The organism is Shinella lacus, assembly GCF_010994755.1.
GTDB classification, from domain to species: Bacteria; Pseudomonadota; Alphaproteobacteria; order Rhizobiales; family Rhizobiaceae; genus Shinella; species Shinella lacus.
In genome coordinates, this window is sequence record NZ_WHSB02000014.1 from 1 (window position 1) to 13,797 (window position 13,797).

The window sequence follows — 13,797 nt, forward strand, 5'->3', positions numbered from 1 at the left end:
CTTGCCCTTCCCGGCGAGGATGGGCTTTCCGGTTTCGTGGCGGAACTGGGCAAGTTGCGCGTATGGGGCCGAGAGCCATCCGTGAAGCTCGGCAAGGCATCGCAGCCCGCCAAATAAAGCTCGGCAAAGGGACGCGCCGCCCTATTAGGAAGGCGCGTCCTGCTGGCCGAGTCGCTTTGGCGTCGTCCTCCACATGCTTAGGGACGGAGCCGAGGATATCGCTCAAAGAAAGCCCTCAGGAGCAAAATCGATTCCCCCACGGGCCCTCCCTATCCTGCTGGTCCCGCTGAGCGGCTGCACTCGCGTGCAGTCGCGCTCGACCCGGCTGAAGAGGAGGCCGCGGCGGTTTTTCAGCTCTTTCTTGTCATGGTGGTGAGTGGCGCGCTGAGCTGGGTCGCGGTGCTCGGCCGCTTCTTCCATGCCGGGCGGCGGCGCGAAACGCCGTTGTCGGCGGAGAAGGCCGGGCGGCTGATCGCCTTGGGCGGGGTCGCCTTTCCCGTCGTCGTGCTTCTGGCGCTGCTTGCCTAAATTGGAGCGGATGATCATCGACCGTCAATGTAGCCGCGTGGAGGAGAAATTCATTCGATTGGCCCTACATTGGCTAGCCACGCCAACCGAACAACGGACTTCGCCCAGAGTTTTACGACGCGCGAAAGCGCGCCTTAACCCGGACTTTCCATCGTCTGAGCCCGCTTCGCGCACCAACGCGCTGCCTGCGATGAACGCGGTCGTCTAGCGAAGATCAATGCCAATAGTAAGCGACCCTCCGGAACGGACCGCACCAGAAATGATAATGGCCACGGCGTTCGAACCGCTTCCGACAAAGTCAACGCCTATTCCCTAAGTCGATTTAAAGACACTCGCCTTCCTTCACGCGATGCGGTCAGCAGCGATCAACATAGCGGCGGCCATACTGGTCACGGTAATAGCAACGGCCTGGTTGGCCCGCAACATTGCCGATAAGGGCCCCTGCGACACCGCCAACTGCCGCGCCGACCGCGGCCCCGCGCACGTTCCCCGTCGCAACGCCGCCAATGACAGCGCCCGTGGCAGCGCCCACACCCGCCCCCTGCTCGGTAGCGGTGCAAGCGGCCAAGGAAAGTGCGACGCAGCTCAAGACGATAATTTTCTTCATTGTGACCTCCCGTTTTCAACCCTCTCTTAATCCGGTCGTTGCTTCTAAGTTCCGCCGAAATTTTGCCTTTCCGACAGAAGGTTGGGCGCAGCCGTCAGCCCTACAGCGAAAATCTTGAAAACTGGCATGTTTGAAGATGACGAGTTGGCGGCGCCCCGCTTCCTGCGTCGACACGATCTCGGGCCACTTGATGTGGTTCGAGGTCGAACACCGGAGGAATCTCAGGTTTTTTGTTGCGCCATAGCTGGACCCCTGCAAAAGGCAATTTGCTATAACGACGCGCGCGGTCCTTGCGTTACTATCTCAACCTTCGATTGTCGATGGCGTCGGGATACCTGAAAGTCCCGCTCAATGACCTGCCTAAGAAGTTGCCGTTTTTCTTCAAACCCTATGAAATTAGCCGCGTCATAAACCATATCCGAGGGCATCTGACGCAAGACGCTGGTACTGATTGCGTCGGTTCGACCTTTACGCCATAAAAATACGATTAATAAGCCGCCTCCAAGTGTGCAGCCGTCTCTTTCCTTGCATGCTTGCCCTGAGGCTTTCTGAGATATTGGATTATCCATGGCACTGGTGAAGACATCTCAACTGGCCGCGAAGGCTACGTCGGCCAAAACCAGTCAGGTCGAGCCCCTGGCTCTCAATGACGGTAAGGCCGCCACCACCCGCCGATCGCTGGACCGCACTCGCCTCCGCCGACAGAAGGCGGCAGAGCGTATCGGCGCAGCGACAGAGGAACTCGCGACCGGGGTAGCCGAGGCCGCATCGGCAGCTGAAGAACTTCGGCGCGCACTGGAGCAGATCGCAAGCGGGGCGGAAGAGGCGGCAGGCGCAGCCCATGAATCCTTCTCCGCAACGACCCACCTCTCCGAACGGTTTTCCGAAGCCCGCTCCGAAGCCGAAACCTCGCGAGGTCGCACCGACAGGCTTCAAACGTCAGTCTTCGAATCCGCCGCGCAGATCGAGTCGTCGATCTCGGCGATCGAAGCAAATGCCACCCGGCAGACCGCATCTGTCGCGACTATCGCCAAGCTTCAATCCCAGGCGGAAAACATTGGTACGACGACTGCGGCGGTCGCCGACATCTCGGATCGAACGAACCTGCTCGCTCTCAATGCGGCTATCGAGGCGGCCCGCGCTGGTGAGAATGGTCGGGGCTTTGCCGTCGTCGCGGACGAGGTGCGCGCGCTTGCCGAAATTGCCGAACGCAGTTCGCGCGACGTCAGCCAGCATGCGGCAACGATCGTCGGCGGTGTTACTCGGATTGCTGCACGAATTGCCGCCGCAGCGGAGAAGGCTCAGGCCCAGACGAAGGCTGGACGGATGGTCTCCGAGGAGCTTCATGGCGTTCGCGCTGGTCTGACGAACCTCTCGGCGAACAGCCAGTCCATCCTGATCGCGGCGATTGAGGCCGAAGTCGCCACACGCGAGGCGCAGAAAGGTGCCGAAACCGTCGCTGCCGCCGCCGAGCAGCAGTCGGCCGCGGCAGCGCAGTCACAAAGGGCGGTCGTTCAGCAAAGTTCCGCGCTTGAAGAGAGCCAACAGACCGCACAGGCACTTGCTATCCTTGCCGATGAACTTATGAACGAGACCAGCCGGGGTTCCAGAGCGGAAGAACTGAGTTCGGCGGCGGAAGAGCTGTCTGCAACGGTGCAGGAGCTGTCGGGCGCGGCCGGTGAAATCCTCATCGCGATCGAGCAGATCAGCCGTGGCGCCGAGGCTCAGGCCGCCGCGACACAGCAAGCCAATGCCGCGATGACACAGATTGAGAAAAGCGCCTCGCATGCCCAGGAAAACGCGAGGCAGGCGAGCGCGCGGGCGGAAGAAATTAGGTTGCTGATTGGCAATAACAAAGCCGGCCTCAATGAAATTGCGGCCGGTATACTCGACGCGCTTGCGGATACACGCGATGCACTGGTCGACTTGACGTCACTGAGCGAGGTCGGTTTCCAGATCGAGCGCACGGTAGATCGGATCGTTCTCGTCGCGGTGCAGACGAGCATGCTTGCCGTTAGCGGCTCGGTGGAAGCGGCACGGGCTGGCGACGCGGGACGGGGCTTCGCGATTGTCTCGACGGACATCCGCAGACTTGCACAGGACGCGGCGGAAAACATCGATGGCGTCAAGGACATCGTGCGTCTGCTCCAGAAACAGATCGCGGTCGTTCAACGCGAACTTGAAGCAATCGTTACGGCTTGCGAGGCGGAAATTGCCAAGAGCAATCTCATCCTGGAACGCCTTGTCGCCGCCGAAGCCGATGTAGAAATGCTGGCGCGGGGCAACGCTTTGATCCTCGAGGCCACGCAGTCTATCCTTGTCGCTGCCAAACAGGTGCAAGCGGGAACGCAGCAGATTGCTTTGGTTGCGCAGGAGGCCAGTGCCGCTTCGCAACAGGCTGCAACGGCAGCACGCGAGCAATCGCGCGGCTCGGAAGATCTTGCGGCTGCCGTCGAGGAAATCGCATCCCTGGCAGATGAACTGCAGATTTCCGGAAGCTGAAATCATGACAGCATTCTCTTCCTCGGCCGGACTAGACGATCGGCGCTTGGTCTTCCAGGTCGGAGACAAGCGCCATGAGATCGACGCGCGGCGGGTGTTCGAGGTGGTCAGGGTGCCTGCCATTACCCGGGTGCCGCATGGCCCGGACGCGCTGGCCGGCATTGCCAACCTGCGCGGCCGCCCCGTACCGGTGCTCTCGATGCGCAGGATCTTGGATTGCGGCCCGGACGCGCGCCAAAATGATGGTAGGATCATCGTCTACGATCACGGCGGAGCGGTCGGCCTGCTTGTCGACGATGTCCTTCGCGTTTCCGCCGACCACGCCTCAGCGCCCTTGCAGGGACTGGGGGATTTGCTCGACGCGTCGTTCAAGGTCGCCCGACGAAAGCCGGTCGACAGAAGCACGCTTGCCACGGCTGAGACCGAAGACAGGTCGACCGAGACGCTTACCGTCTTGCTATCGTTTCGCGTGGCCGGTCAGCTTTACGGCCTGCCGCTCACGGACATTCGCGAGGTCGGTTTGCTTGCAGGGGAAGTTGCAGCGATCCCCAATGCGGCGAGTGCGTTGATCGGACTTTTTCAGCTGCGTCACGGCGTTCTACCACTGGTGTCTCTCGCCGCACTCCTTGGAATCGGGCGTACCGGGGAAGAGGGCTGCTACATGATCATCGTCGAGCATGAAGGCGACCGCATCGGGCTTGTCGTCGACGAGGTCGATGTCATTCGACGGCTGCCGGAACAGGCGATCGATGTCGTGCCGGCGGTGCTGCAGCGCGGACGCGGAAACGGACAGATCGCCGCCATCGGCCGGGTTGTGGAGGAAAGATTGCTTATATCCATTCTGTCCCCCGATAAGCTCTTCGGCCACCATGCCGTCACGCAGGCGATCGAACAAAACACAGGAGCAGAATCCGTGGAGGCGAGGCCGGGCACGCAGGATGCGATCGAGCAGTTGCTGATCTTCCAGCTCGGCGATGAAGTTTATGGTCTGCCGATTGTGGCGGTGGATGAAGTGATCCGGGTTCCGAGCGAAATCACGCGCATGCCCGGGGCGCCGGATTTCGTGATGGGCGTCATCAACCTGCGCGGCAAGGCCATCCCGCTGATCGACCAGCGCACCCGCTTCGCAACGTCCGCAGCAGCTGAGACGGTCAAGGCGCGCGCGATCATTCTGACGCTCGGACCCCTCCAGGCGGGCTTCGTCGTCGATGGCGTTTCAGAAGTGAAAGCCGTTTCATCGACCGCCCTGTCCGCAGCACCGGAATTCTCCTCCGATCAAACGGATGTCTTCGATCGCATCGCACATATCGAATCCGATGGTCGCATGATCCTTCTGATCGATCCGCAAGCGCTCCTGACCCGGGCGGAGCGGGATATCGTTGCCGCGATCACGGATGGCAACACTCTGGCAGGCGGTCCGTGATCCGTCTCTTGATCGTCGAGGATTCCGCCCTGATGCGGAAACTGTTGGGCCAGATCTTCCGGGCAGAAGGGGATTTCGAGATCGAATTCGCCCGCGATGGCGTCCAAGCCCTCGATATCCTCCCGCGCTTCCGACCCGACGTCGTCACGCTCGATATCCATATGCCCTTGATGGACGGCCTGACCTGTCTCAATCGCATCATGCTCGAGCACCCCTGCCCCGTGGTCATGGTGTCTTCGCTGACAGCGGAGGGCGCCGAGGAGACCCTTACGGCCCTGGAGATCGGCGCCGTGGATTTCATCGCCAAGCCGACCGGCGCGATTTCACTCGAGATCGACGCGCTGACACCCCGGCTTGTCGAGAAGGTTCGCACCGCCGCAACCGTTCGCATTCGCCGCAGCTTGCGGCTGGCCGAGCGCGTGCGTCTCGGACGAAAGGCCGCAAGTTGGCAGTCCGCCATCGTGCGTCTTCCCAGCGCGGAACGCATCGACCCTACGCGGCCCGCCAAACGGGGTCTCGTGCTGATCGGCGCATCGACCGGTGGACCACCTGCGTTGGACGCGGTACTGGCCCACTTGCCAGAGGACTTTGGGTGGCCCATCCTTGTGGCGCAGCACATGCCAGGGTCCTTCACCGGTGCCCTTGCCCGACGCCTGGACAAGTTGTGCGCGATGAAGGTCAGGGAGGTGACCGAGCAGACACGCATCGAGCCCGCGAACATCTACATTGCAAAAGGTGACGCCGATATGCTCGTGTCTTGCCGAGGGGGGTTTCTCGTCGCAGTGCCGGCCCCGAGCGATCCCAACTACCGATGGCATCCGAGCGTTGATCGGATGGTTCTGTCGGCGATGAAGCACGTCCCGCCGGGCGATCTCGTTGGCGTCCTGATGACCGGCATGGGCAACGACGGTGCGACCGCGATGACGGCCTTGCGGATGGCCGGCGGCTATACAATCGCCGAGGCCGAAGAAACTGCTGTCGTTTGGGGCATGCCGGGCGAACTGGTGCGGCTCGACGGCGCGAGCGAGGTCAAACGTGTCGATGAGATCGGCGCCTCCCTTGCGGATCGGGTTTGCTGATGGCACCTCCTCCGCTCGTGCCGGCTGAACACCCGTCGAGGCTCTCAGCGGCGGACCTCGAGGAAATCTGCGCCATAATCTATAAACGGAGCGGAATGGTCTTCGGGGAGACGAAGCGCTACTATATCGAGCGCCGCGTCACCGACCTGATCCATCAGCGCAAGGCACAAACGGTGAGGAACTATATCTCGCTCCTGCGCAGCGACATGCGCGAATCAGAAATTCTGATCAACAGCTTCACGGTAAATGAGACCTATTTCTACCGTGAGCAGCACCAGCTGGCCTGCCTGAGCAATTCCATCTTGCCGGACATCATCCGCTCGAAAGGTCCGGGTGATCGTATCCGAATCTGGTCCATGCCTTGTTCGAGCGGCGAGGAGCCCTATTCAATCGCACTGTGGCTGCTTGAGAATTGGCGGCTGGTGGACGCTTACAATATCGAGATCGTCGGATCGGATATCGATACCGCCATCTTGCAGCAGGCGATTGAAGGATACTTCGGCCACCGATCCCTCTCACGCCTTCCGGCGGATATCCTCGAGCGATATTTCGAACCGGAAGAGGACCAGCAGCGGCGACTGATCAGCGACCTCCGCGAATCCGTCATCTTTGCCAAGGGCAATATCATCGACCGGCAAAGCCTCGCAGCGCTTGGTCTTTTCGACGTGATATTCTGCCGAAACCTCTTGATCTATTTCGACGAGGCCGCTCGCGAGACGGCCGCCCGCAACCTGCATGGGTTGCTCAATCCCGGTGGCTATATCTGCCTTGGCCACACGGAGTCCATGTCGCGCATTTCGGAAACCTTTGAACCGGTGCGCTTCCAGGATGCCATTGTTTACCGAGAGACGGGGACGGGTGAATGGATGAGTTGATCGCCCAATTCGCCATCGAGGCGCGCGAGCTCGTTCAACAAGCATCGGACGATCTGCTGGCGCTTGAAGGGAATCCGACGGGTCGTGACAGGCTGGAAGGCGCGTTCCGGGCGATCCATACGCTAAAGGGCTCTGCCGCTCTTTTCGAGTTCGGCCCGATGCTGCGCGTTTTGCATCGGGCTGAAGACCTCCTGTCCCAGGCCCGCGCCGGAAAAATACTTATAAACGCCAATCTCCTCGAGCCTCTTCTAGCGGTGATTGCATGGATTGACGACAGCATTGACGGCATCGCCCAGGCGGGGCTCCTGCCGGATGCGCAGGAGAGGCAGGCGCCCCGTCTGCTCGGGCTTCTATCGGTGGAAACGGCAGATCATGACGCCGACGCCGTAGGAGACGCTCGGACATCCATTCCCGATTGGGCCACGTCCCTGTATCAGCGCTTCGCATCGTCGGGTAATGACGAGACCGTCGTTGCCATACGTTACGAACCGCACGCTGAATGCTTCTTTAGCGGCGACGATCCAATAGCGACGATGGCACGACTGCCCGCGATCCGGCATCTCTCGGTTTCCCTCAAGGAGCCTGCTCCCTCGCCCGGCGCCTACGATCCCTTCCGCTCCAATCTGCTGATCGAAGCCATCTCGGCCGGTTCGCTTGCCGAGGTCGTTGCCGTCTTCCGCCTCATCCCCGACCAGGTGAAACTGGAGCCTATCTCCGGGCCGGCCGGCGGAGCCGGGCCGACAGCCGTTTCGGATAACACATCCGTGCGGCCGAGTTCGATCATGCGCGTCGACTCAGCACGGATCGACAGACTGATCGAAATTGCCGGCGAACTAATCACCGCCAAGAACAGGCTCGCTCCTCTCGTGGACGATGCCCGCAACCACGGCAACGGCCCCCTTGCGAGGCAGATCGCGGCGAGCCACACTGACATCGAGCGTCTCGTCGCCTCGCTCTATAGCGCAGTGACACAGGCGCGCATGATCCCGCTCGAACACACGTTCCGCCGGTTTCCCCGCCTTGTCCGCGAAACAGCGTTGAAGCTTGGAAAGACGATCGACCTGGTCATTGAAGGCGAAACCGTCGAAGCCGACCGCGAAATAGTCGAGAGTTTGTTCGAGCCGCTGCTGCATCTCATCCGAAACGGCCTCGATCATGGCATCGAGGCGGAGGCAGACCGCGTCCAGCAGTCCAAGCCGGCGAGAGGCCACTTGGTCTTGCGCGCGCGCCAACGCGGCGACCAAATCGAAATCGAGGTCGCGGACGATGGCTGCGGCATGGATCCACAACGAGCAAAGGCAACGGCCATCGCCCGAGGCCTAGTGAGCGAAAGCCAGGCGGCAACGCTCTCGGAACGGGAGATCCTACAGCTCGCCTTTGCCCCCGGCTTCTCCACAGCCGCCGCGGTGACGGACCTGTCGGGACGCGGCGTGGGCCTCGATGTCGTACAGCGCTCAATTCAAAGCCTGGGCGGCACAGTCGACCTGCGGAGCACAGTCGGATCCGGCACCACGTTCACCCTCAGGCTGCCGATCAGCTTTTCGATGACGCGGTTGATGGTCGTCGAGGTTGGCGATGAAAGGTATGGCGTCCCGATCGCCGACGTCATCGAAACACAAAAGTTGCCGATGCACGCCATCCAGCCGGTCAAGGCCGGGCGTGCCTTCATGCTGCGCAATCGCACCATCCCCCTGCTCATACTGTCGGACCTCCTGCATTTGCCTCTGCCAGACGCCACCCCCGGCGACCTCAAAGTCCTTATCGTGAAGGTGGGACCCGATTTGATAGGCATCGGCGTCGATGCAATCGCCGAGCGGGCAGAAACGTTGACGCGGCCTTTGACGGGCCTTCTCAAAGGTGTTTCCGGCATCGCGGGCACGACACTGCTGGGGGATGGAAAGGTTTTGCTGGTGTTGAACCTTGAGGAACTCATCCAATGACAGTCACATTGCAGGACGATGCAATCACATTGACGGGAGCGTGCGGCGTCGAAGAGGTCGAAAACCTCGTCGGATATCTTGAGCGTCGACAGGACCTGCCTGTGGATCTCGCCGGGGCCACGAGCATCCATACGGCTCTCTGGCAGGCCCTTATGGTGTTCAAACCGGTCGTAACTGGCACACCTGCGTCATCCTTTACATCTGGTCAGGTGCTGCCGGCGTTTCGCGCCTATCTTGAAGAAAGCCAAGAATAGCGGACGTAAATCTTGCGAACGTTTGGTCATGCAAATATGTGTAGTTCAGGCTCGTAGCCGGCAGACTACGACGACTATTTGGAGTGCGAAATGACGATTACAGTCCTGCTCGTGGACGACAGCAAATTGGCCCGGATCGTGGCGGGCAAGGCAATCGCAGCGCTTCAGCCCGAGTGGCAGCGCGTTGAGGCCAACAATGCCGATGAAGCCCTGGCAATCGTTGCGGAGCAGCCGATCGACGTCGCCGTGCTCGACTTCAACATGCCGGACAAGGATGGGTTGGAACTGGCGTCGGAACTTCGCGCCCTCCGTCCCAATATGCCGATCGCCGTGATCACCGCCAACGTTCAGGACGAGATCATCGCCGGTGTTCGCGCGCTAAATGCAACGTTCGTTGCTAAGCCGGTCACACAGGAAGCACTCGCCGGTTTTCTATCCGGAGCGGCGCTTCGGCTGAAGAAGGCCGGAGCATGAGCGGCAACACCTTGGAGCTCGATGAACTTGAGCGCGACGCGCTGACGGAGCTCGTCAATATCGGGGTCAGTCGAGCCGCGGCAAGCTTGCGTAAGATGGTCAACAAGCAGGTCATCCTGTCCGTGCCGTCTGTCGAAGTCGTGACCCGAAAATCGGCAGCTTCCTTGATCGGCCAGCGTGAAAGCGAGACCTTGATCGCCGTCCAACAGCAGTTCGAAGGCCCCTTCTCCGGCCGGGCGCTGCTCATTTTCCCCGAAAGCAACGGCCTGTCTCTCATTCGCGCCATCGTCGGCGACGACATGACGGAAGCCGACCTGATCGAGATGGAAGACGAAGCGCTTGCTGAAACCGGCAATGTGATCCTCAATGGCTGCCTCGGTTCGATGGCGAACATGCTGCAGCACACGCTGAAAATGTCTCTGCCTAACGTTCGCCGTGGGGACAGCGCGCTACTCTTCGAGACCCTGGTCAGCGGCGGCGAAGAGAGCTTCGTGTTGTTCCTCTATATCAACTTCTCCGTCCGGGAACGCGACATTCGTGGCTACATCGCCATGATCATGGACCTGCCGTCGCTGGAGAACCTAAAACAGCTCATCGCTTCATTTATCGATCGCGTGATGACGGAAAACGAATGAAGGGCGCGGATGCGTATCGGCGTTGGTCATGACTGAGGATATGAGCGAGGCAACGGACGCATTGGTTCAAATCGAAGCCGAACTCGAACGTGCGCGCCGCCGTTTGCAATTGACCCTGGACGCGGCCGGTGAGACTTGCGGATGGGAATGGGACATCCCGCGCAAACGCTTCGTTGCAGATGCACGATTTGCTGCGATGACGCAGCAAGACCCCCTCACGCTAGCAGACGGAACCTCTCCCGACCGATTCTTCACCTCGATCCATCCAGACGATCTCAAGCGGGTAAAGCTCGCCGTCGCCGGCATGCTGGCGGGATCAGAGGTCTTGTCCAAGGAATACAGACTTCGCCGAAATGACGGTGGATATCGATGGGTTCATGCCAGCGGTCAGACTATCCTTGATGCAAATGATGATCCTCTGACGTTTTCCGGCATGTTGGTCGACATCACCGAGCAGAAGCGCATCAGCGAGCAGCTTCGGATCGCCCAATCTGCCGGGGGGATAGGCACCTTCGAGCATATCGTCGGATATGGCACGATCAGCGTTTCGGAGCAGTTCTGCCGGCTATTCGGCCTGCACCCGACGCGCGTCCTCCCCATCGGAACACTGAATGATCTCATTCACCCGGACGACGAGCGGGTGATTGACCTCAGCGATCCCGATGCCCTCCAGAATGATCGGCACATCGAGTTTCGCGTCACACGCGCCGACGACGGCGCCGAGCGCTGGCTGGCACGCCGCGGTGAATATGTCGATGACATCAAGAGCAGCGGTCGACGTTATGTCGGGGTGATCTTCGATGTCACCGATGCCAAGCGGACCCAGGAAAGCCTGCACGCGGCCAACGACGCCCTCGCCAAGCTTGCGCAAGAGAGCATGCGAGAGCGAAATCGCGTCTGGAACAATTCGCGTGACCTCTTTGTGGTGCTCGACATCGCCGGCGTATTTCGGGACGTCAGCCCGGCGTGGGCGGAGATACTTGGCCACGATCCGGACGACGTCATCGGCCGGCCGATCGTCGATTTTGTGTGGCCCGAGGACGTCGATCTCGTCCGCGCAGAAATGCGCAAAGCGGCCGAGAATGTTTACAATGATCTCGAAATCCGTGTATCCAGTATCGACGGTGCGCCGCGCACCATCTCCTGGAGAACGTCGCGGGAGGACGATCGGATATTTGCCTACGGTCGCGACGTCACGTTGGAGAAGGAACAAAAGACCATTCTCGAGCAAACCGAAGCGCAGTTGCGCCAGGCGCAGAAGATGGAAGCTGTGGGGCAGCTTACAGGTGGCATCGCGCACGACTTCAACAATATGCTCACCGGCGTGATCGGAGCCTTGTCGCTCATTAAGAGGCGCATTGCAGCAAACCGTCTGGACGAATTGGACAAATTCATCAATGCGGCGACGTCCTCAGCCGAACGTGCGGCAGCCCTGACCCATCGTCTGCTGGCCTTCTCCCGCCGGCAACCTCTTGACCGCCAACCGGTTGATGTGAATGGGCTGGTGACATCGATGGAGGATCTTTTCCGTCGCACCCTGGGCGAGCAGGTCGAACTGCTTATCAATCTTGCGCCCGATACCTGGAAGGCCGTCACAGATCATAATCAGCTGGAAAGTGCCGTTCTCAACCTTGTTATCAACGCGCGTGACGCGATGCCGGAAGGCGGCAAACTTACCGTCGAGACAAGTAACGTAGTCCTTTCAGCATCCGATCTGGCTCAAGGAGAAACGTTGAAGCCGGGGAGCTATGTCGTGCTCGCCGTCAGCGACACCGGCATAGGCATGTCGGAAGCGACAATCGAGAAGGCGTTCGACCCGTTTTTCACGACCAAACCCATCGGTCAGGGAACCGGTCTCGGCCTCTCGATGATTTACGGTTTCGCCCAGCAGTCAGGTGGACATGTCCATATTTACAGCCGTGTCGGTCTAGGAACTACAATCAAGCTTTACCTACCGCGGAGCTTCGACGAGGGTGCGTCGAATGACGCCGCACTGAAGCAGGAAGGCGCCCCGCCCCGCGGCGAAGGGGAAACAGTGCTTGTTGTAGAGGATGACAATTCCGTACGCATCTTGGTGGTCGACCTCCTCAAGGAACTTGGATATCGGGTCGTTGAAGCGATTGACGGCGTACAGGCGATCCCTGTCATCGAAGGCCCGGGACGCATTGATCTTATGGTCTCTGACGTCGGGTTGCCGGGACTTAACGGAAGGCAATTGGCGGAGATCGCGATCTCAGCCCGCCCATCGCTGAAAATACTCTTTATCACTGGTTATGCCGCCGCAGCGGCGTCGCGCGCTGATTTTCTCGCGCCAGGGATGGAGATGATAACAAAGCCTTTTGCGATCGACGCGCTTGCGAAAAAAGTCCGTGAAATGCTCAGTTTGCGCTCCTAAGCCATCGGCTTTCGTTGGAGGACAACAGGTCCGCGACACGACCCCATGTCATATGCGTTCGCGGATGACCGTGAAGGAGGAGCAAGGGCGGCCCGGAGCCACCGTGTCGCACCCGCATATCACCCGATTCCACTGGGATCACTTCGAGTTTGAATCCGTGAAACATCGGTCACCGCACGCCTAGGAGGTTGAAGCCTCGGTCTGCGCCGCCCCAGCAGCTCTGGAGCTGTCAGCAGATCCAGATGGCGAGGGGCCGGCGAAACGTATCGTTGGCGTGTCAAGGCGTCATTTCTTCGCCGTTCCCGGAGCAGCCATCTTGGCGTGTTGCTCTGCCAGCATTCCCGCCGGCGTGACGTTCGCCATCACCGTCTGGAGCTTGTTCTTCCAGCCTGCAACGACATCGCCCTCATTCTTCATCAAAGCGTCGAACCCGACCTTGGCAACATCGGCGGGATCGTCCTTTTCCGACTGCCCCACTTCGGTGTCGAGCATCTCCGCCCGCTCGAAGAACCGGGTTTCGCGCCCGGCATCAGGCACGTCACGGTGACGCCGGAATCCTTCAGTTCATGCCGCAAGGCAAACGAGAAAGAGTTCAGGAATGCCTTCGTCCCATTGTAGACCGCCTGATAGGTGCCGGGAATGAAGCCGGCGATCGATCCGGTGATCAGGATCTTACCCGCACCACGGGCGCGCATCTCGTTGCCGATGATATGGATGAGGGCAACGGTCCCCGTCACGTTGGTATCGACGACATGCAGCGCCGCATCGAGATCCTGATCAAGGAAACCTTTGCCAAGTCCTCTGCCGGCGTTTGCCAAAAGGATATCGACAGGTTGCCCCTTGTCAGCGATGAAGCGCGCGAAGTCCGCGGCGCCCTCCTTGGTGGAAAGATCGACCTGCATCGCATCGACTGATACGCCGATCGAGCGCAGGATGTCTGCGGCAACGTCGATATCGCCTTCATCAGCGGCGATAACGAGATTGTAGCCCCGTACAGCGGCGATCTTCGCAAGCTCCAGGCCGATACCTGATGATGCCCCGGTGACGACGGCGAGCTGATTGAGTGCGTTTCCCATGATCATTTC

General features: G+C 60.2%; 11 protein-coding genes and 2 pseudogenes. 10 read left to right on the forward strand and 3 right to left on the reverse strand.

The features are described from left to right. Positions 1 to 366 precede the first annotated feature (366 nt). The gene (locus tag GB927_RS26575) at positions 367 to 528 is read left to right on the forward strand and encodes a hypothetical protein (RefSeq protein WP_256120247.1); all 162 of its coding nucleotides are present in this window, start codon (positions 367 to 369) and stop codon (positions 526 to 528) included. Between the two features lie 355 nt (positions 529 to 883). Here the strand turns inward: GB927_RS26575 and GB927_RS26580 are convergent, their stop codons facing one another. Beyond that, entirely contained in the window at positions 884 to 1,135 is a 252-nt protein-coding gene (locus tag GB927_RS26580) for a YMGG-like glycine zipper-containing protein (protein ID WP_256120248.1), read from the reverse strand. Between the two features lie 567 nt (positions 1,136 to 1,702). Here GB927_RS26580 and GB927_RS26585 point away from each other — a divergent pair. From GB927_RS26585 to GB927_RS26625, 9 genes are all read left to right on the forward strand, one after another. Next, positions 1,703 to 3,637 carry a methyl-accepting chemotaxis protein gene (locus tag GB927_RS26585; protein ID WP_256120249.1) on the forward strand — a complete coding sequence of 645 codons (1,935 nt, stop codon included), beginning with the start codon at positions 1,703 to 1,705 and terminating at the stop codon, positions 3,635 to 3,637. A gap of 4 nt (positions 3,638 to 3,641) precedes the next feature. Further along, on the forward strand, positions 3,642 to 5,060 hold the full coding sequence (locus GB927_RS26590; protein ID WP_256120250.1) for a chemotaxis protein CheW: 1,419 nt from the start codon (positions 3,642 to 3,644) through the stop codon (positions 5,058 to 5,060). After that, positions 5,057 to 6,139 (forward strand): chemotaxis-specific protein-glutamate methyltransferase CheB, encoded by a 1,083-nt coding sequence (gene cheB, locus GB927_RS26595; protein WP_256120251.1) that lies wholly within the window; start codon positions 5,057 to 5,059, stop codon positions 6,137 to 6,139. Before GB927_RS26590 ends, cheB begins: the two co-directional genes overlap by 4 nt. Next, on the forward strand, positions 6,139 to 7,014 hold the full coding sequence (locus tag GB927_RS26600; RefSeq protein WP_256120252.1) for a CheR family methyltransferase: 876 nt from the start codon (positions 6,139 to 6,141) through the stop codon (positions 7,012 to 7,014). The genes cheB and GB927_RS26600 overlap by 1 nt, the downstream gene beginning before the upstream one ends. Next, positions 7,002 to 8,954 carry a chemotaxis protein CheA gene (locus GB927_RS26605; RefSeq protein WP_256120253.1) on the forward strand — a complete coding sequence of 651 codons (1,953 nt, stop codon included), beginning with the start codon at positions 7,002 to 7,004 and terminating at the stop codon, positions 8,952 to 8,954. The genes GB927_RS26600 and GB927_RS26605 overlap by 13 nt, the downstream gene beginning before the upstream one ends. Further along, positions 8,951 to 9,208, forward strand: a complete 258-nt coding sequence (locus GB927_RS26610; RefSeq protein ID WP_256120254.1) for a hypothetical protein — start codon at positions 8,951 to 8,953, stop codon at positions 9,206 to 9,208. Before GB927_RS26605 ends, GB927_RS26610 begins: the two co-directional genes overlap by 4 nt. A gap of 90 nt (positions 9,209 to 9,298) precedes the next feature. Continuing rightward, positions 9,299 to 9,682: a response regulator gene (locus GB927_RS26615; RefSeq protein ID WP_256120255.1), complete on the forward strand. Its 384-nt coding sequence runs from the start codon at positions 9,299 to 9,301 to the stop codon at positions 9,680 to 9,682. Then, positions 9,679 to 10,317: a chemotaxis protein CheC gene (locus GB927_RS26620; protein WP_256120256.1), complete on the forward strand. Its 639-nt coding sequence runs from the start codon at positions 9,679 to 9,681 to the stop codon at positions 10,315 to 10,317. Before GB927_RS26615 ends, GB927_RS26620 begins: the two co-directional genes overlap by 4 nt. A gap of 28 nt (positions 10,318 to 10,345) precedes the next feature. Then, positions 10,346 to 12,712, forward strand: a complete 2,367-nt coding sequence (locus tag GB927_RS26625; protein WP_256120257.1) for a PAS domain-containing protein — start codon at positions 10,346 to 10,348, stop codon at positions 12,710 to 12,712. A 19-nt stretch (positions 12,713 to 12,731) separates the two neighbouring features. On the opposite strand, the pseudogene GB927_RS26630 reads toward GB927_RS26625, so the two are convergent. Together GB927_RS26630 and GB927_RS26635 are read right to left on the reverse strand one after the other, a co-directional pair. After that, positions 12,732 to 12,878: pseudogene (locus GB927_RS26630) on the reverse strand (alpha/beta hydrolase); the annotation flags it as partial. A 119-nt stretch (positions 12,879 to 12,997) separates the two neighbouring features. Beyond that, a pseudogene (locus GB927_RS26635) lies at positions 12,998 to 13,788 on the reverse strand (SDR family NAD(P)-dependent oxidoreductase). Positions 13,789 to 13,797: the final 9 nt, after the last annotated feature.